This is a genomic window from Nocardiopsis exhalans, from assembly GCF_024134545.1.
Lineage (GTDB): Bacteria > Actinomycetota > Actinomycetes > Streptosporangiales > Streptosporangiaceae > Nocardiopsis > Nocardiopsis exhalans.
Map to the genome: position 1 here is coordinate 3893515 of NZ_CP099837.1, position 19726 is coordinate 3913240.

The window sequence follows — 19726 nt, forward strand, 5'->3', positions numbered from 1 at the left end:
CCCACCCTTCTCACGGGGCCCGCACCACCTGGCGCACCACGCCCTGCCCGGCACAGCGCCGGGAGGCGACCGCCACGCCTCTGTTCCCGTTCGAAGGACTGTGTTGTGGGCAAACACGAGCCCCAGATCCCACCCGCTGACGGCCCCCAGGCCCAGTACGAAGGCGAGTACGGAGCGGCCACCGAGGCCGCGCACGCCGTGGGCCCGCGCCAGGCCGCGGCGCGCTCACGCTCGCGCAAAAAGCGCGCCCTGGTCGTGGCCTCGGCCGCCAGCCTGACCCTGGTCGTGGGCGGCACCGCGGCAGCGGCCGTCATCGTCTCGGGCGGCGATCCGCACAGCGCCACCAGCGCAGCCGGGATCCCGCAGGCCCAGACCCAGACCCTGAGCGTGGAGGACATCGAGGAGGCCCCCGAGCCGGCCCAGGACGCCCAGGAGCGCTCCCAGGCCGCGGCGCCCCAGTCACTGACCGCCACGGGCTCGGGCATCCGCGAGGAACCCGAACCCGAACCCGAGGAGGAGCCCGAATCCGAGGCCCCCTCCAGCGACTCGGCCGCCTCCGAAGGCACCGGCCAGGGCGGCACCTGTGAAGCCTCCTTCTACGGCGACGGCTTCCACGGCGCCACCACCGCCAACGGCGAAACCTTCGACACCTACGGCATGACGGCCGCGCACAAGACGCTGCCCTTCAACACCATGGTCAAGGTGACCAACCCCAACAACGGCAAGTCGGTGACGGTACGCATCAACGACCGCGGCCCCTTCATCGCCGGTCGCTGCCTGGACCTGTCCACCGCCGCCTTCGACGAGATCATCGGCACCGGCGCCGGTGTGGGCACCGTCGCCTGGGAGGTCGTGGGATAGCCACCCACACACCAAGCACGCGCACGCGCCCCGGACCACCTGGTCCGGGGCGCGTCGCCGTCTCCTCCACCCGCCACCGGCCCCGTCCACCCGTGGGACACCGCCGGATAGTTCGACCCGCTGTTCCACGAGGCACCGCCAACCCCTGCGCGGGCCAAACACCCTGCCCCGACCCCACCTGCGCCGATCAACCACCACACCCCGCAGACCCCACGTAGAATCCACCCCCAAGGCCACACCCGCACCCCACACCACCCCCTAACCACCCGCGTGTGTGAGCCCCCGCACGTCACCCAGGCGTGGCACAATCCCCACCCACCACCACCGCCACAGGCCAAGCAGCCTCTGCGGCCACCACAACACCAAGGGGAGTCGGGCGTTGTTCCGCACCACCACCGGCTGGGTCGTCTCGCCCACCGACCTCGTCGACACACTGGAGTGCGACCACCGCAGCGCCCTCAAGAGCGCCCTGGCCGCGAACCTGACCGGAGCACCCCGACCCGAGAAGGTCGACGAACTGGTCGCCCACCACGGCGACCTGCACGAAAAGGCCGAACTCGAACGCCTCACCGCCCTGTTCGGTGACGACCTGATCCGCGTCGAGGAACCCCGACCCGACGACCACTCCCTGGCCCGCGCCGCACACCAGACCGCCCAGGCCATGAACGCCGGCGCCCCCGTCATCTACCAGGCCTGCTTCCACCACCCCCTCACCGAAGGTGTGGCCTTCCACGGGCGCGCCGACTTCCTCATCCGCTCCGATGTGGACCCCGCCACCGGCGCCCCCCGCCCCGAGGCTGCCACCCCCTTCACCTACGAGCCCTGGGACACCAAACTCGCCCGCCGCCCCGGCCCCGCCGCGGTGGTCCAGCTGGCCGCCTACGCCCAGGCCGTGGCCGTCCTGCACGGGCACACCCCCGAACACATGCACCTGCTCACCGGTGACAGCCGCACCCACACCCTGCCCACCGCCGAGTTCACCCCCATCCTGACCACCATCACCGACCGCCTGCTGACCCACCTGGCGACCGAACCAGCACTGCCCACCCCCACCTGGGGCCAACCCCGCCCCGCCTGTGAGGGCTGCGGCTACAACACCTGGTGCTCCCAGGGACGCACCGCCGCCCGCCACCTGTCCCTGGTCGCAGGGCTGCGCACCGACCAGGCCGCCAAACTCACCGACGCCGGCCTGGCCACCATCGACGCCCTGGCCTGCGCCCCCGACCAGGCCCGACCCGCCACCCTGCCGCGCCGCTCCTTCGACCAGCTACGCGCCCAGGCCGCCCTGCAGGTACGCCAGGACACCACCCGCACCCCCGCCAACCCCCAGGGCACCGTCACCGCCGAGGTGTTTTCCCCCGACGGGCTGGCCACCCTGCCCGCCCCCAGCCCGGGCGATGTCTTCTTCGACATGGAGGGCTACCCCTACCACTCCCGCCAGGGCGAGCGCGGCCTGGAGTACCTGTTCGGCGCCACCACCGAGGACGAGAGCGGCCGCGAAACCTTCCACGCCTTCTGGGCCCACGACCGCGCCCAGGAGAAAAAGGCCCTGGAGGACTTCGTCGACTTCGCCACCGCACGCATCGACGCCGACGAGAACGCGCACATCTACCACTACGCCTCCTACGAGGTGGACCGGCTCAAGCACCTGAGCTCGGAGTTCAACACCCGAGAGGAACAGGTCGACCGGCTGCTGCGGGAGAACCGCCTCATCGACCTGTTCACCGTGGTCAAGAAGAGCCTGCGCGTGTCCCAGCGCTCCTACTCCATCAAGTACCTGGAACCCCTCTACCTGGACACCTCACGCCAGGGAGATGTGACCACCGCCGCCTCCAGCATCGACGCCTACGCCGCCTACCTGGCCGCCCGCGAGGCCGACGACATCCGGGCCGCCGCCCAGGTGCTGGCCGACATCGCCGACTACAACCGCGACGACTGCCACTCCACCGCACGCCTGCGCGACTGGTTGGAGGACAGGCGCACCGAGCAGGGCATCACCGACCGGCCCCTGATCCAGTTCGAACTCTCCGAGGAGGAGGCCGAGCGGGCCCAAAAGCGCGCCGAGAAGGCCGCCCGCCACGCCGCCCTGACCCAGCCCCTGCTGGACCAGGTCCCCCAAGACCCGGCCCAGCGCGCCCCCCAGGACCACCCCCGGGCCGCGCTGGCCGCCCTGGTCGGCTACTACCAGCGCGAGAACACCCCGCCCTGGCGCGAACACTTCCAACGCCAGAGCGCACCCCTGACCGACCTGGAGACCGACAGCAACTGCGCGGTGCCCTGGCAGGTCCACGTGGGCGAGTGGGAAGAGCCCACCGGCCGACGCAAGAACGCCCGCCGCGAGGTGGCCATGCGCCTGGACCGCGCCCACCCCAACCCCTTCACCCTGGGCGAGAGCGTGCACCTGCTCCACCCCGGCGCGCCGGGGCAGGGGGCCACCACCCGCCCCGCCAAGGTCACCAAGGCCGAACCCGACTCCCTGACCCTGCTGGAAACAGCCGCCCCCGAAGACATCTCCTCCCGCGCCCCCGTCGCGGTCCTGCCCGGCTCACCGGTGGACCCCAAACCCAAGGACGGCGCCCTGGAAACGGTCGCCCACACCGCCGTGGCCGAGCTGCCCACCTGGCCCCACCACCCGGGCCTTGACGCCCTACGCCGCATCCCGCCCCGCCTCAACCCGCCCGGCCCGCTCCCCGAAGCCGTCGAAGGCGACCTGATCAGCGCCGCCATCAGCGCCGTGGACCGCCTGGACCACTCCTACCTGGCCGTCCAAGGCCCGCCCGGAGCCGGAAAAACCTACCTGGCCGCCCAACTCATCACCCACCTGATCAAGGAAGGACGCAGCGTGGGCGTGTGCTCCACCGGCCACAAGGCCGTGGAGAACGTCATGGCCGCCGCCCTGCGCGCCGCCGGGCAGCAGGGCCTGAACGTGGCCGCCGCCAAACGCCCCCGCGGCGGCAAGAAGGACCCCGACGCCCCCTGGTACCAGCCCTCCAGCCAACAGGTCCTCGCCAACTGGCGCAGCAAGAACACCGCCCAGGGCCACCCCGTACTGATCGGCGGCACCGCCTGGGGCATGTCCGGCGCCGACACCATCGCCGACCCCCTGGACGTGATGATCATCGACGAGGCCGGACAGTTCGCCCTGGCCGACACCCTGGCCGTGTCCGCCTCAGCCCACAACCTCGTCCTGCTCGGCGACCCCCAACAACTACCCCAGGTCGTCCAGGGCGTGCACTCCGAGGGCGCCGACGCCTCGGCCCTGCAACACCTGATGGGCGAAGCAGCCATCATCGACCCCGCCCTGGGCTACTTCCTGGACCAGACCCGGCGCATGCACCCCGCGGTGTGTGCCCCCGTCTCGGCCCTGTCCTACCAGGGACGCCTCCAAGCCCACCCCTGCACCGTCCACCGCACGCTCTCCACCCTGTCCCCGGGCGTGTACACCAGCCCCGTCCACCACAGCGGCCGTACCACCCACAGCCCCGAAGAGGTCGAGCAGGTGGTGGCCGCCGCCCGCCGCCTGGTCACCGAACACCTCACCACCGACCCCGAACAGGGCCCGCGCCCGCTGACCGGCCAAGACATCCTGGTGGTGGCCCCCTACAACCTGCAGGTGCGCACCCTGCGCCAGGCCCTGGCCCACGCCCAGCAGGACACTCCCGCCCTGGAGGGGGTGCGGGTGGGCACCGTGGACAAGTTCCAGGGCCAGGAAGCCGCCGCCGTCATCTGCTCCATGACCACCTCCAACGCCGCCGAGACCAGCCGCGGCCCCTCTTTCGTCCTGGATCGCAACCGCCTCAACGTCGCCCTCTCGCGCGCCCAGCTCCTGGCCCTGGTGGTGCACTCACCCGACCTGCTCACCACCGCCCCGCGCACCATCGACGAACTCCGCCTGCTGGCCTCCTTCACCGGGCTGGTCAGCTCCGCCCGGCCCTGGCCCGACCACTGACCCGACCACGAGGAACCACGCCTGGCCCACCCCCTCCCAGGGTTTCGGACACCTCCCAGGTGGAGTACGTTTTAGGGAGCACCAAACGCCCGACCGCGAGCGCCCAGGCGCCTTTCGCGAGCGGGCTGTGCCCTGCCCCGCAAGGCCCGCCCCGCACCCGATGAGCGGGGCCCGGCCGCCCTGGCCCGCCACCCGTTCTCGAAAGGCACCACGGCCCCCGTGTCTGAACGTCCCTCCCCGCCCGGCGGTGGCCGCAACACCCGCCACCCCACCGGTATCCGTGTCGTCGTCGCCATCCTGGCCCTGTTCGCCCTGGTCCTGGGCCCCCTCGGTTATCTGATGGGGATCGACGCCGACTCCCATGCCGGCTCGGCCGCCGAATGGTTCACCCTGGCCTTCGGCGCTGCCGTGGGCATCCCCTTCCTTGCCGCGGCCGTGGCCACCGTGGCGGGCGACCGCAAGGCCGCCCTGTGGGCGCTGGCCCTGCTGATCTGGCCCGTGGTGTTCGTGGTGGTCATCCACCTGTCCGGGCTGGCCGGGTAGGCTCCCGGGCGTGTCACCCAAGAAACGTAACCGCCGCAAACCCCAGCAGGGGACCCCAAAGCCCGCTCCGGGCGCCGAGCACCAGAGCGGCCCCCCGGACGCGGGCCGCCTCGAACCAGGGCAGACACCGAAGAAACGGCCGGTGAGCCGCACCCCCATCGCCCTCACCGAACCGGCCGACCGGCGCGTCACCGTGCTGTGGGTGATCCTGTGGGTGCTGTGGGCCCTGGGAAGCCCACTGGCACTGGCCGCCCTGCTCTTCACCGCGCTCAACGCCTTCGAGATGGTCGCCGACCCGGCCATCATGGAGCCGGGCGCGATGGTCGACCCGGCCCTGCTCGCCGAACAGCAGGCCGAGGCCGTGCGCGCCATCGGCACCGCCCTGGTCTGGTTCCTGATCATGGCCTGGCTCGTGCCGGCCGTGGGCGCCGTCACCGCCGCCGTGCTGCGCCGCAAGATGGCCGCGATCGCCTTCACCGTGGCCCTGGCCCTGTCGGTGGGGCTGCTGCTCCTGGTGGTCCCACCCGTGGAACTGTGGGAAGCGCTCAGCGCCCACCTGTTCGGTACCGTCGCACCCGCCCCGGGCTGATCCGGCCGCTGCGACCGCAGCCGCGGCACGGAACCAACACCGCACCGGATACCGGTACCGCACAGCGCCGCACCCGCACAGCACCTGGCCGCCTGAGGCCGCACCAGAGCCCACCCGAGTACGCCCCGCCCGCCCCGCCTGCCACCCGCGGGCGCGGGCACCGGTCACAATGGAACCCGTGGACACCACCGACCCCGCCGCGCCCCGGGCCCAGCTCGCCCTGCCCGCACCCGTACGCGCCCGCCTGGAGCACCTGGATCCCAGCGTGCTTGTGGACACCCGCGCCCTGCAAAGGGTCCGCGAACGCTTCGACACCGAGCAGGCCCAGACCCTGGGCCGCTTCCTGACCAACGCCCAGTCACCGGCGACCCTGCGCGCCTACCGCGCCGACTGGACCTCCTTCAGCGCCTGGTGCCTGAGCGAGGAACGCACCTCCCTTCCAGCCGATGCGGTGGACGTGGCCGTCTACCTGGCCGCCTGCGCCGAACAGCGCACCGAGGACGGCGCCCGCTGGGCCCTGTCCCCGGCCACCCTCAAACGCCGGGCGGCGGCGATCGCCGCGGTCCACGGCGCCCACGGCCTGGACTCGCCCACCCGCGCCGAGGTGGTGCGCATGACCCTGCGCGGCATCGCGCGCACCCGCAAGGCACGCCCGCACCGCAAGGCCCCTGTGGTGCTCAGCACACTGGAGAGGCTGCTCGCGGTGCGCCCGGCCGAGGGGCATCCCGGGGGAGTGGCCCGCAGACGCGACGCCCTGCTGCTGCTGACCGGGTTCGCCGGGGCGCTGCGCCGCTCCGAACTGGCGGGGCTGAGCTTCGACGACCTTCAGCTGCGGATCGACCCCGAGTCCGGAGCACCTACCCTGGTGGTCTCACTGTGGGCCACCAAGACCGACCAGGAGGGGCGGGCCAACCACAGGGTGGCCCTGCCACGCGGTCGCCACCGCGCCACCTGCCCGGTATGCGCCCTGGCCGACTGGTCACAGCTGGTGGTGGTGCACCGCGACGGGGGAGCGGGAGCGGTGCGCGAGTGGTTGCGCAGCCTGCCCGCACCCGAGGCCGCACCCGCGCACTCCTGCCAAAGCCTGGGGCGCCTGGAACTGTCCGATGGAACCGAACGCCCCCTGCTACCGGGGGTGGACCGGCACGGGCGCCTGGCCGAGCGCCCCATGTCCGCCAAGGCCGTGGGGGACCTGGTCAAACGCTACGCGCAACGGGCCGGGCTGGACCCCAAGGACTTCGGCGGGCACTCGCTGCGCGCCGGTTTCGCCACCCAGGCCGCCCTGGGCGGGGCCACCGACCGCGAGATCATGCGCCAGGGCAGATGGACCAACGCCCAGACCGTCCACGACTACATCCGCACCGCCAACCCCCTGGAGGACAACGCGGTCACCCGACTGGGGCTGTGAGACCCCGCCAGGGGAGGTGATCCGGCAACTCACCGGCAACCACCCCATCTCGAATCACCAACAAACACACCAGCAACACCCGATATAGCCAGTTAAAGTGCGATCCTTCCCTGATGAGACATTAGGTTGGTTGCGTGAGAAAGGGGACGGACCCATGGTCGACGAGTTTCGCGCGGCTTTCCAAGAACTGATCGACGCCTCCGTCGCCACGGACCCCCAACAGTTCCCACCAGCCGTCCACAAGGTCTACCTCCTGGCCTCCCAGATCCCCGCCTCCGAACGGGAACTGGCCCTGGAAGCCCTCACCCCCCTGCTCTCCGGAGACCACGCCGCCCCCGGCATCATCGCCGACCTGTCCGTGGTCGCCGGCGCCCTGGTCGAAATGGGCACCGACCCCGGCCCCGCCGGCGTCGAAATCCTGCACCGCCTGCGCACCATGGGCAAGGGCGCCATCGTCTTCGTCCGCGCCTGGGAGCGCACCGGCGGCGGCACCCCACCCGACCCCGACGCCGTCACCGCCGACGCCGAAGCGCGCGTGGCCGCCGATCTGGGCCCCGACGCCCCAGCCGCCACCATGTGCTGGTGGACCATCCGCCGCCACGGCCTGGCCGCCCGCACCATGCTCAGCGAATCCAGCGTGCGCGCCCACATCCGCCGCGACCCCTCCCTGCACGCCGAACTCGTGGCCATCGCCAACCAGCTCAGCGACCTGCTCGCCGAGTTCGACGAAGTCCGCGCCCTGCTACGCATGGCCGAGGCCACCTCGGCCCTGGTCATGGACCGCGCCTCCACCCGCGCCTTCCGGGTGCTCTTCGACGGCATCGGCGACAACTTCCAGCTGCACACCCTGCTGGCCGACGCCCTCATCGGCCCCAGCGGCCAGGGCCTGAGCGGCGAGGCACCCGACCCGCGCTGGACCGCCTCCTTCCGCGACGGCCCCGTGGACCCCACCGCCCAAACCGTGTGGGGCTGGTGGAACATGGTCGCCCACGACGGCTCCTGGGTGTGGAACGAGGGTGTGCCCGCCGAGATCCCCACCGTCGACGGCGAACACGTCCTGGTCCTGGACGAACAGCCCTACCCCCGCTCCTGGAACGCCGGCCGGCGCCACATGCACGTGCGCGGCTGGCTGGAAGTGGAATCCGAACTCAGCCGCGAGGAAGCCGATCTGTGGTGGAAGCGGGTCGCCCCGGCCGAGCCCGCCATCCCCGACCCCGAGGACCACACACCCCTGCCCGAACCGGTGGTGCTCCAGACCCCCGGACCGGCCCCCGACGCCCAGCGTGTGCGCGGCTTCCTCACCGAGGCCAAGGCCCAGGCAGCACAGCACCCCCAGAGCGGGAGCGAGGCGGCCGACCCGGCACCGGCGGCGGCACCCGACCCCTTCAGCCCTGATGCGGTCAGCTCCGCTACGGCCGGTTCCGCCCAGGCCAGCGCTGAGGACCAGGCGCCGCTCCAGACTCCACAACCCCCGCTCGAGCCGCCCGCGGCCGAGCAGACCCCCGAGCCCGAAAAGACCGAGGACGCCCAACTCCAGCCCGAGCCCGACATCGCGGTGCCCGCCCCGGTCACCACCGGCCCCGAGTTCACCTTCGAGGACCGCGCCCGGCCCCAGAACCCCTTCGAAGCCGCTGACGACACCGGTGGACAGCCAGTCGACGGACTGACCGCCCAGATCCCCGTGGTGGCCGATACCGAACCGGACCCTGACACCGAAGAGGCCGAGGAGCCCGAAGAGGCCGAGGGCCCCGCCCACGAGGCAGCCCCCCAGACCGCACCCGCCACCAACCCGAACACGACCTCCACCGGCCTGCCGCGGATGCCGCGCGGGGTCTCCCAGAGCTCGGCCTGGGGCCCCACCTGGCGCTGAGCCCAACACCACGGGCACCCGCACCTCGCACGCAAGGGGCCCGGGAGCGAACGGCGGATTCAACTGGTCGTCGCAACACCTCGTTGATCAGACGATCATAGCCAGACGCTCGGCTGGGGTTTCCCAGCCGAGCGTCTTGCGTGGCCGACCGTTGAGTTTGTGCGCGACATGCTCCAGATCCAGCGGACCATGAGCGGACAAGTCCGTGCCCTTGGGGAAGTACTGGCGCAGCAGACCGTTCGTGTTCTCGTTCGATCCGCGCTGCCAGGGGGAGGCCGGATCGCAGAAGAACACCGGCACCCCCGTAGCGACGCTGAACGCCTTGTGCGAGGCCATCTCGCTGCCCTGGTCCCAGGTCAACGATCCGCGCAGATGCTCGGGCAGCGACCCGATCAGCTCGCTCAGCACACCCCCGACGGCTTCGGCGGTGTGCTCCCCGGGCAGGTGCCCCAGCAGCACGTACCGGGTGGAGCGCTCGACCAGGGTGATGATCGCGGACTTGTTGTACGCACCCGTGATCAAATCGCCTTCCCAGTGCCCCGGGACGGCACGGTCTTCGATCTCGGCGGGGCGCTCGCTGATCATCACCATCGGATCGGTGAACCGGCTCTGCCGTCGTTCAGGTGAGCGGCGGGGCTTGCGTCGGATGCGGCCGGTGCGCAGCGCGGCGGCGACCTCGCGCTTGAGTCCGCCGCGGGCTTGGACGTAGAGCGCCTGGTAGATCGTCTCGTGGCTCACGCGCATGTCCTCGTCGTCGGGGTGGTCGGTGCGAATCCGTTGACTGATCTGCTCCGGTGACCATTGTTCCTCCAACCCCTGGGCGACGTAGTCGCGCAACCGGCCTGGAGCGGCGAGCTTGGCGGGTTTGGGACGCGCCCTGCGGGCGGTTGCCTCGCGTTGGGCCGCATAAGCGCCGTAGGAGCCGTCCGTGTTCCGGTGGTGATCGAGCTCGCGCTTGATCGTCGAGGCGGGGCGCCCCAGGTCGCGGCCGATCGCCCGCAAGCTCCACCCTGCCCGGTCCAGGTCAGCGATCTTCTCCCGGTCCGCGAGGGTCAAAAAACGCGGATCGATCTGCTTTTCGAGCACGGCTACGGTGGGTGCGGGACTGGCCATGGACTCCATGGTGGTCTGTCCGGTGGAGTAGTCCACACGGCGGCCGTCGGGGTAGAGCCTGGAGTTGCCGGACTTGCAGACCCCGTGGTCCCAGTCCCGGGCGGTGCGCTCGTTCACCCCTACCTGCTGCGCGGCCTCTCGCCGGGACAGTCCCTGTGAGCGCAGCCGGTGGAACTGTGCCTTCCCTGGGTGCGGGAGCCGTTTGGAGCCCAGCCCGGCCTTCCTGGCCCAGGAGAACGCGGTGTTCCTGTTCACTCCGAGACGGCGTGCGGCCTCTGTGACGTTACCGACCTCTGCCATCAGTTCCAGGAACCTCGCCCGCAGGCGGGCCAGTTCCTGCTTCGAAAACGACACGGTGGTCGCAACCTCCTGAAAGTCAGGGTGTTGCGACCACCGCTAGAACCCAAGAACGCGCTCCCGGGCCCCTTGCGTGCGAGGCAGGATCAGTGGTCATCCTCCAGCCGGTGACGCGGCTCGTGGTGGGCCGCAACCGGCTCGGCCCGGGTGGAGCCGCGGGGAGGGGCCCCACCCTCGTCGTCCTCGTCGTAGAGGCCGTCGAAGTAGTCCTCCTCCGTGAGCCCCTCCTCCTCGCGGACCCAACGGGTGCCCACGAACAAGGGGGCCAACAGCACCAGCGTCAGGGGCACGAACACACCCAGGGGCAACAGCGTCAGGGCGCCCTCCGTCCCGGGCAGGACCGGCAACCGCTCCAACAGGTGCATACGCACCAGAGCAGCCGCACTCGCCCCGCCCAGAACCAGCGCCGCGGAAAAGGGCAGCATCGGGGTCATCCGGGGCGGAACCGCGACCAGGGCCACCAGCAGACCCACGCCCACCAGGCCGGCCAGCGCCACCGGGCCGCTGCCCTGCAGCACACTCATACCAGCCGTGTGCAGGCCCCGCAGGTGAGCGAACGCCCAGCCGGTCACCAGTAGCAGCATCGGACCCAGGATCAGGCCCGACAGGAAGCCGACAACATGTCGCACGGGGGTGCTCCTCTCAGGGGTTGCGCAGAACCATAGCGACAAAAACCAAGATCAGCACCATGAGCCCCATGTCGGCCATATCGGACACCAGTGTGCGGCACGCCCGTACCACCCACCGCACAAGCCCCCTGACCCGCACTAGGCTGCCCAGCGTGAGCCAACCAGAACACGACCCCGAGGTCATCGAACTCGCCACCCGCCTGTTCGGCCACGCCCGCGCCGGGCACGCCCTGAAACTGGCCCCCTACCTCCAGGCAGGGCTGCCCGCCAACCTCACCAACGACCACGGCGACACCCTGCTGATGCTGGCCGCCTACCACGGCCACCTACCCGTGGTGGAACTGTTGCTGGAGCACGGCGCCGACCCCGACCGGCTCAACGACCGCGGCCAGTCACCCCTGGCCGGGGCGGTCTTCAAGGGCGAGGACGAGATCGTCCGGGCCCTGGTGCGAGCAGGCGCCGACCCCGACACAGGTACCCCCTCGGCGCGCGAGAGCGCCCGAATGTTCGACCAGCAGGGACTGTTGGAGCTGTTCGACAACGGCGTGCGCGCCGCGCGTGCGCGCCGCGACCCTGAACCGGGCTCCTGAGAAGTCACCGGACTCGCGTTGAACGCACCGTGGCGCCGCCCCCGGGTGGGGGACGGCGCCACGGGTGTCCGTCAGGGCTGTGAAAGGTGTTTGCTCCCCTGGCTGTGGGAGCCCCTGGTGGGGACCGGCCCCGGTGGGCGGGGCCGGGGGGTTGCTCTAGTGGTCGGGGGAGTGCCCGGCTCCCTCGCCCTCCGAGCCGCTGCTGTGGCCACCACCAGCGGCCGGGGCGGCCACAGCTGCCGCCTTGGCGCCGGTTCCGGCGATGCGGTCCAGTTCCTCGGGGGTGGCCCGACCCTGCACACCCAGCACGTGGCGGCTGGGCTTGGCGGGCCCGAACAGGCGGCGTGCCTCGTAGGCCAGCACCGCGATCACGATGGAGGCGATGGTCGCCCACAGGGCCTGGCGGTGTTCGGGCAGGGTGGCCATGGCCAGGAAGATCGCCGCCAGCCCCAGCAGAGTGGCCCAGGTCAGGTAGGGAAAGCCCCACATGCGCAGGGTGATGCGCTCGGGGGCGTTGCGGCGCACCCGAGCGCCCACCACCAGCTGCGAGGCACAGATGGTCAAGAACAGCACCAGCAGGATCGCGCCGATGGAGGCGACCAGGAACGGGAAGACCTGGCCGGGGAAGAGGTAGTCGGCGACCACCGCGGCGTAGCCGACCACGGTACCCAACAAGATGGCGCGCACCGGCACCCCACGCCGGTTGGTGCCCTTGAGCACACGGGGGGCGTCACCCTGACGGGTGAGCATGAACAGCATCCGCGAGGAGGTGTACATGGCGGCGTTGAGCACGCTCAGCACCGCGATCAGGACCACGACCTCCATGATCAGTGCGGCGCCGGGGATACCCACGGTCTCCATGACCACCACGAAGGGGCTGCGGTTGAGCTCGGTGGAGTTCCACGGCACGACCATCACCACGACCAGGATGGAGGCGACGTAGAACAGGCCGATGCGCCACAGGACGTTGGTGATGGCCGAGGCCACCCCGCGCTCGGGTTCGGCGCTCTCACCGGCGGCGATGGTGATGATCTCCACGCCACCGAAGGCGAACAGGACCACCACGGTGGCGCCCAGGACCGCGACCCAGCCGTTGGGGGCGAACCCGCCCAGCTCCCACAGGTTGGTGACCGTGGAACCATCGGAACCGGTCCACAGGCCGAAGGCGTACAGGCCGCCCACCAGCAGGAAGGCCACGATGGTGGCGACCTTGATCAGGGAGAACAGGGATTCGGTCTCAGCGAAGACCTTGACCGAGATCAGGTTGGCCACGGTCATGGTCAAGAGCACGATCAATGCCAGGGCCCAGCCGGGCACGTCCACCCACTGGCTCAGGATGGCGGCTCCAGCCACCGACTCCGCGGCCACCAGGACCGCGTACATCCACCAGTAGACCCAGCCGATGGTGAACCCGGCCCGGGGCCCGAACGCCAGGCGGGCGTAGTCGGAGAAGGAACCTCCGGCCGGAACCGACACGACCATCTCGCCCAGAGCCCGCAGGGTCAAGAAGACCAGGGCTCCGGCCAACGCGTAGGACAGAACCGCCGCGGGTCCCGCGGTCTGGATCACCGCGCCTGAGCCGATGAACAGCCCGGCGCCCACCGATCCGCCGATCGCGATCAGTGCCATGTGTCGGCGGCGTAGCGAGTGTGCCAGCCCCGACCCGTTGTCTGTTGGGGTCGTCTCTTCGGACGACGTTTCACTGCCTGTCACGGGCCCCACCATAGGACGAAAGGTTCATCACATTTTTCACTAGCCCCAGAAAAAAGCCCATGAACCTACGAATGCGAGCTAGGTCATCTTCTTCACTCAGGGGTCAAAACCACCATCAAAACCCCAAGTGTGTGTCGCGCCTGATGCAACACCACACCACCCCCACCCCATCCCCAAGGTGACCAAACCCATCCCACGCCACGCCCTCCCACCCCAGAGGGAGGCGCACACCCACCCGCCCGTGCCACGATCCACCCATGCGCCACCTCACCACCCCCCTGACCAGAACACTCCACCCCCTGGTCAGCGCCCACACCTACCAACGCTGGGCCTACCTGATCATCGGCGGCGCACTCCTGATGCCCTACCTCATGGCCGCCCTGGTCCTGAGCACCCTGCTCACCAGCCCCAACCCCACCGCAGCCCAAGCCACCACCGACCCCAACCCCACCCTCTGGGCCCTGACCCTGCTCATCGGCACCACCCTGCTCACCGCCACCGCCCAAATCAAAACCACCCGCACCGGCCAACTCCACCTGGCCCGCGCCCTCCTCACCCCCCTGGACCCCACCCCCACCACCAGCCGATGGCGCACCACCGCCTGGCTCCACCTCCACCTAACCCTGGGCATGGCCACCTGCCTGGCCACCATGGTCGCCCTCACCGAAGCCGCCCTGTTAGCCATCGCACCCCTGACCCCCCAACCCCACCCCATCGCCCAGGGCCCCTTCACCCTCTTCGGCTACGGCCACCTCACCCACCCCCTATGGGGCCCACCCCTAGCCCTGACCTGGGTCCTGGCCCTGATCTACACCATCGCCCTCACCGGCCACCTCCTGACCAAAGCAGCACCCCACCTACTCGGACCCACCCCCACCGACCGCCTGACCGCCGCCCACACCCACGCCCACCGCCTAGCCGAACGCAACCGCCTAGCCCGCGAACTCCACGACTCCCTGGGCCACGCCCTGTCCGTGGTCACCCTCCAAGCCGCCACCGCCGCCCGCCTGATCGACACCAACCCCGACTTCGCCCGCCAGGCCCTGACCCACATCGCCGACACCGCACGCACCGCCACCGCCGACCTCGACCACGCCCTGGGGCTCCTACGCCAGGACACCCCCACCCCCACCGCACCCCCACCCGACCTGGGCGACCTCACCCACCTGACCCAGGCCACCCAACACACCGGCACCGACCTGGCCTGCCACATCCACGGTCGGCTCACCCAAGTACCCGCCCTGCTCTCCCGCGAGACCTACCGCATCGCCCAAGAAGCCCTCACCAACGCCCTACGCCACGCACCCCACCAACCCCTCACCCTCACCCTGCACACCACCCCCGGCCAACTCACCCTCACCATCACCAACCCCCTCCCACCCCGCACCACCAAAACCCACCGGCGCCACCGCACCGGCGGCCGCGGCATCCAGGGCATGCAAGAGCGCGCCCATCTGATCGGCGGCACCCTCACCACCGAGGCCACCACCACCCACTTCCACACCACACTCCACCTGACCTGGAAAGAGACCCCATGATCAGGATCAACCTCGTCGACGACGAAGCCCTCATCCGCGCCGGCCTAGCCGCCCTCATCAACGCCGAAGTCGACATGGAAGTCACCGGACAAGCAGCAGACGGCGCCGACGTACCCGACCTGGTCCGCCGCACCCGCCCCCACCTGATCCTGATGGACGTGCGCATGCCCGGCCTGGACGGCATCCAAGCCACCCACACCCTCCAACGCTCACCCCACCCACCCCGCGTCCTCGTCATCACCACCTTCGACAACGACGACTACGTCTGGGGCGCCCTACGCGCCGGAGCCCACGGCTTCCTCCTCAAACGCACCCCACCCGAAAACATCCTGGCCGCCATCCGCCTGGTCCACCGCGGCGACACCCTCCTCTTCCCCACCGCCCTACGCACCATGGCCGCCACCCAACCCGCCCAACCCACCCCCGCCGCCCAAGCCGTGGCCACCCTCACCGAACGCGAAGCCCAAACCCTCACCCTCATCGCCCAAGGCCTCACCAACGCCGAAATCGCCACCCACCTGCACCTGGGCCTCCAAACCGTCAAAACCCACGTGTCCAACACCCTCACCAAACTCGGTGTCCGCGACCGCACCCAAGCCGTCATCGCCGCCTACGACTCCGGCCTCATCCGCCCCGGCAACCCCCCACACCCCTCCTGAAAACCACGACACACCCACCAAAGCCCCAACACACAGCAACCACACTGTTACGTTCAGCACTCAAAGGCGGCCCAGACCAACACACCCGGGGGAGAACACCATGCCCACCGCACCCACACCCATCGACCTCGACCTCATCCGCACCCTCTACCGCACCCACCGAGACGACCTGGCCACGGTACGCGACCAACAACGCAGGCTCCACGCCGACGCCGACCCCGCCATGACCCCCCAACTCGACGACCTCGAAGCCGAAATCACCTACCTGCTCCTACGCCACCACCAACCCGCCAACGTCGTCGAAATCGGCACCTACTACGGCTGGTCCACCTCCTGGATCCTCTCCGCCCTCCGCGACAACGGCACCGGCCACCTCCACTCCTTCGACATCGTCGACCACGCCACCACCCACGTCCCCGAACACCTGTCCGCCGACCGCTGGACCTTCACCAAAGGCGACGTCCGCGCCAAGATCACCCACATCCCCACCGACACCGACTACCTGTTCATCGACGCCGCCCACAACGGCTGGTTCGCCCGCTGGTACATCCACCACCTGCTGCCCACCCTGCCCGCCCACATCCCCGTCAGCGTCCACGACGTCTTCCACCAGCGCTACGCCCTGCCCTTCACCGAAGGAGCCGTCGTCCTCAAATGGCTGACCAACAACACCACCGACTACTTCACCGCCTCAGCCGCCCGCGCACCCCACCACCACCAAGCCCTCAACGACCTCAAAACCGAACTCGGCCTGGACACCCCGATACGCGAATCCCCCCACAACCCCATGATCTTCTTCCGCCTGCCCGAACGCCCCCGCCCCGGACAGGCCATCCCCGCCCCGCCCCGCCCCCGCACCCACGCCGACGACCCCACCCACCAACCCTGAACCCCACCCACCACAAAAGAGGGGGCGGCGGGCCACACGGCCCACCGCCCCCTCTTCACCGCTCCGACACCCCCCGTGACCCCCGGGCACCCTCCAGCACCCACTCGGTCAAGGACCAGATCGCATCAGGGCCCCTCAGGGTCCACCGTGGCCACCGAGTCCACCCCGGCCGCCACCTCATCCTCCACATCCGAAGGCGGCGAATCCACCACATCGGGCACCTGAGCACCCGGCTCCAACCCGGCCCGCGCCTCACGCACCCCCACCACGTCAGCCGCGTCAGAAACGATCCGCGAGAAGTTCACCGGCTGATCCAGACTCACCATGTGCCCGGCCCGCGGCACATTCACCAAGCGCCCCTCCGCGCACGCCTCGAAGAACGCCTTCTCGTGAATACGGAAGTGATCCCGCGCCCCGTTGATCAACCACACCGGCCCCGGATAGGCCGACAACGCCGACAACGCATCGATCGTGGCCAACTCATCGATCACCGCCGTAGCCGACTCCACCGCCAACCCGCCATCAACCACCGCATCAGCCGCACCATCACGCAACGTCAACCGGTGAAAACGCTCGTTGACGGCCGCACCCTTGTCCGGCAGCCGCTCCATCAACACCGACGGGATCCGGTACACCTGCGCCAACGACTGGTCGGGCTGGGCCGTGCAACTGGCCGCCACCAAACCGGCGACACGCCCCGGAGCCGCACCGGCCGCCGCAATCGAAACCAGACCCCCCATACTCAACCCCACCAGCAAGGCCCGCCCACCCACCGAGTCGATCGCCTCCAACAGGGTGTCCACCGCACGCCCCACCGAGAAGTCCTCACCCCGACGCGACCCGTGCGCGGGCAGGTCAGGGGCCACCACCGTGCGCCCCTGCGCCTCCAAGAACTCCACCTGCGGCCGCCACATACTCGACGAGGACCGCAACCCATGCGCCAAAACGATCGGAACACCCATGACCTGACCCCCTACTTCCCAATCCCGTAAGCCACCGTCACCGGAGCATGGTCGGACCAACGCTCCTCACGGCTGGGATAACGCTCCACCCCACCCGACAGTGCCCGCCCCGCCAGACCCGGCGTGGCCACCTGCAGGTCGATACGCCACCCCGTGTCGTTATCGAAAGCCTTACCCCGGTAGGACCACCACGAGTACGGGCCCTCCTGATCCGGGAACAGCGAACGCACCACGTCCACATACCCCGCCTCATCGAAAACCCGCGACAACCACGCACGCTCCTCGGGCAAGAACCCCGAGTTCTTCTTGTTACCGCGCCAGTTCTTCAGATCCGCCTCGGTATGCGCGATGTTCCAGTCACCACACACCACCAGCGACCGCCCCTGCGCCTCCACCTGGGCACGCCGCTTGACCAGATAGGGCAAGAACGCCTCCATGAAGCGCTCCTTCTCCTCCTGACGCGGGGTGCCCACCTCACCCGAGGGCAGGTACAGACTGGCCACCGTCACCTCACCGAAGTCCGCCTCCACATACCGGCCCGAGTCCGCGAACTCCTGCTCACCGAACCCGACCCGCACCTCATCCGGCTCAACACGCGCATAGATCGCCACCCCCGCACGACCCTTGGCCTGCGCCGGACACAACACCACATGCCAACCCTGGGGCGCGAGCACCTTCGCGGGAAGCTGATCGGGCTCAGCACGCGTCTCCTGCAAACACACCACGTCCGCCCCAGTGGCCGACAACCACGAGACGAACCCCGGCTCCTTGTTCGCGGCCGCCCGCAACCCGTTGACGTTGACGCTGGACACTACAAAACTCGACTGATTCACGCCCCTCAGCGTAACCACCACAGCCCCCACCCCAACCCCAGCCGCCACCCACCCCTGCTCACCCACCACCCTGAGGCGCCGGCTCCTCACCCCCCACACCATCAGCAGCCAGACGCCGCAACACCCCATAGGTCCGATTCGACGAAGCCGCCTCCCGCTGCGCCCTGGCCGTCACCTCGATATAGGCCTGCGAGGAGGTCACCGACGAATGCCCCAACAAATGCATGATCTCGGTGACCGAAGCACCATCCTCCGCCAACCGCGTGGCAAAGGTGTGCCGCAACGCATGCACCAACGTCCCCCGCGCCACCCGGTCATTGACCCCCGCATACCGGTAACACTGCTTCACCAGATACTGCAACCCACCCCGACGCAACCCCTCACCCCGGTTATCCACCAACAACGGATCCCCACCCCGCACCGGCGCATCAAAACGCACCCGACGCGAAGCCAGATACGCCTCCAACAAAGCCTCCAACGGCACCTCGATCGGCAAAACCCGCTCACCACCACCCTTACCCACCACCCGAATCCGCCGCTCCCCGGGCCGCCCACCCAACGACTCCACCCGCAACGACAACATCTCCGCCGACCGCATCCCCGTCAACAACGCCAACGCCAACACCGCGAGATCGCGCTCGGGCCACGGATCACGCGCCCGCCGCGCCCCACGCGCCAACGCCTCCAACAACCGCTCGGGGGTGTCCTCACCCATCAACGGCTTGGGCCCCGAAGGCTTCACCCGCGGCCGCGGCACCGCCGACATCGGATTGCCCGCCACCACCCGCTCCGAGACCCAGAACGCGAAGAACCCGTTCCACGTCGACCAGGCCCGCAACACACTGGAAGCCGCCCGCTCCTCAGCGAACTCCGCGAAGGCCTCCCGCAACACCCCCGCATCCAACTCACCCAACCCCACCCCGGACACCTCACGCCCCAACGCCCGACCCACACACCCCAGCACCGCCACCAGGTCACGCCGGTAGGCCGCCACCGTGTGCGGCGACGGCTTGGCCGCCCGCCTGGCCACCAGATACCGCTCGATCGCCTGCTCCACCGACACCGCATCACCACTCATGCCCCCAGCATTGCCGATCCCAGCACCCACCGCGCGCACCCAGGCACACCCACAGGCCTACGGCGACAACGGGGGAGCACAAGAGCGGGGGAGCGGCCCACACCCGAAAAACACCGAAGAACCCCACCCCACCCCAGGCGCTAAC

Annotated in this window: 16 protein-coding genes; 10 read left to right on the top strand and 6 right to left on the bottom strand. The window is 70.0% G+C overall.

Going from position 1 to position 19726, the window contains the following annotated elements:
• The first annotated feature begins 105 nt into the window (after positions 1 to 105).
• From NE857_RS17265 to NE857_RS17290, 6 genes are all read left to right on the top strand, one after another.
• Positions 106 to 861, top strand: coding sequence for a septal ring lytic transglycosylase RlpA family protein (locus NE857_RS17265; protein WP_254416701.1), 756 nt, complete (start codon positions 106 to 108; stop codon positions 859 to 861).
• A 379-nt stretch (positions 862 to 1240) separates the two neighbouring features.
• A complete protein-coding gene (locus tag NE857_RS17270) occupies positions 1241 to 4810 on the top strand; it encodes a TM0106 family RecB-like putative nuclease (protein ID WP_254416702.1) in 3570 nt (1189 codons plus the stop codon).
• Positions 4811 to 5029: 219 nt separating this feature from the next.
• On the top strand, positions 5030 to 5353 hold the full coding sequence (locus NE857_RS17275; protein ID WP_017580146.1) for a hypothetical protein: 324 nt from the start codon (positions 5030 to 5032) through the stop codon (positions 5351 to 5353).
• Positions 5354 to 5495: 142 nt separating this feature from the next.
• Positions 5496 to 5942, top strand: a complete 447-nt coding sequence (locus NE857_RS17280) for a hypothetical protein (protein WP_254416703.1) — start codon at positions 5496 to 5498, stop codon at positions 5940 to 5942.
• A gap of 169 nt (positions 5943 to 6111) precedes the next feature.
• On the top strand, positions 6112 to 7350 hold the full coding sequence (locus NE857_RS17285; protein ID WP_254416704.1) for a site-specific integrase: 1239 nt from the start codon (positions 6112 to 6114) through the stop codon (positions 7348 to 7350).
• A gap of 154 nt (positions 7351 to 7504) precedes the next feature.
• Positions 7505 to 9220, top strand: coding sequence for a hypothetical protein (locus NE857_RS17290; protein WP_254416705.1), 1716 nt, complete (start codon positions 7505 to 7507; stop codon positions 9218 to 9220).
• 87 nt (positions 9221 to 9307) lie between these two features.
• On the opposite strand, the gene NE857_RS17295 is transcribed toward NE857_RS17290, so the two are convergent.
• Entirely contained in the window at positions 9308 to 10483 is a 1176-nt protein-coding gene (locus NE857_RS17295; protein WP_184372460.1) for an IS30 family transposase, read from the bottom strand.
• Between the two features lie 293 nt (positions 10484 to 10776).
• Positions 10777 to 11319 carry a hypothetical protein gene (locus tag NE857_RS17300; RefSeq protein WP_254416706.1) on the bottom strand — a complete coding sequence of 181 codons (543 nt, stop codon included), beginning with the start codon at positions 11317 to 11319 and terminating at the stop codon, positions 10777 to 10779.
• 68 nt (positions 11320 to 11387) lie between these two features.
• On the opposite strand from NE857_RS17300, the gene NE857_RS17305 reads away from it, so the two are divergent.
• The gene (locus NE857_RS17305) at positions 11388 to 11909 is read left to right on the top strand and encodes an ankyrin repeat domain-containing protein (RefSeq protein WP_254422015.1); all 522 of its coding nucleotides are present in this window, start codon (positions 11388 to 11390) and stop codon (positions 11907 to 11909) included.
• Between the two features lie 156 nt (positions 11910 to 12065).
• Here the strand turns inward: NE857_RS17305 and NE857_RS17310 are convergent, their stop codons facing one another.
• Positions 12066 to 13538, bottom strand: coding sequence for an amino acid permease (locus NE857_RS17310; RefSeq protein ID WP_254416707.1), 1473 nt, complete (start codon positions 13536 to 13538; stop codon positions 12066 to 12068).
• 341 nt (positions 13539 to 13879) lie between these two features.
• Between NE857_RS17310 and NE857_RS34275 the strand changes: the two genes are divergently transcribed.
• The 3 genes from NE857_RS34275 (at position 13880) to NE857_RS17325 (ending at position 16708) form a co-directional block, all read left to right on the top strand.
• The gene (locus NE857_RS34275; protein ID WP_301184222.1) at positions 13880 to 15160 is read left to right on the top strand and encodes a sensor histidine kinase; all 1281 of its coding nucleotides are present in this window, start codon (positions 13880 to 13882) and stop codon (positions 15158 to 15160) included.
• Positions 15157 to 15819, top strand: a complete 663-nt coding sequence (locus NE857_RS17320; protein WP_254416708.1) for a response regulator — start codon at positions 15157 to 15159, stop codon at positions 15817 to 15819. The genes NE857_RS34275 and NE857_RS17320 overlap by 4 nt, the downstream gene beginning before the upstream one ends.
• Before the next feature lie 100 nt (positions 15820 to 15919).
• Positions 15920 to 16708: a class I SAM-dependent methyltransferase gene (locus NE857_RS17325; protein ID WP_254416709.1), complete on the top strand. Its 789-nt coding sequence runs from the start codon at positions 15920 to 15922 to the stop codon at positions 16706 to 16708.
• A gap of 125 nt (positions 16709 to 16833) precedes the next feature.
• On the opposite strand, the gene NE857_RS17330 is transcribed toward NE857_RS17325, so the two are convergent.
• The 3 genes from NE857_RS17330 to NE857_RS17340 form a co-directional block, all read right to left on the bottom strand.
• Positions 16834 to 17670, bottom strand: coding sequence for an alpha/beta fold hydrolase (locus tag NE857_RS17330; protein WP_254416710.1), 837 nt, complete (start codon positions 17668 to 17670; stop codon positions 16834 to 16836).
• Positions 17671 to 17681: 11 nt separating this feature from the next.
• Positions 17682 to 18482, bottom strand: coding sequence for an exodeoxyribonuclease III (locus NE857_RS17335; protein WP_254416711.1), 801 nt, complete (start codon positions 18480 to 18482; stop codon positions 17682 to 17684).
• A gap of 79 nt (positions 18483 to 18561) precedes the next feature.
• Positions 18562 to 19581 (bottom strand): tyrosine-type recombinase/integrase, encoded by a 1020-nt coding sequence (locus NE857_RS17340; protein ID WP_254416712.1) that lies wholly within the window; start codon positions 19579 to 19581, stop codon positions 18562 to 18564.
• Positions 19582 to 19726 lie beyond the last annotated feature (145 nt).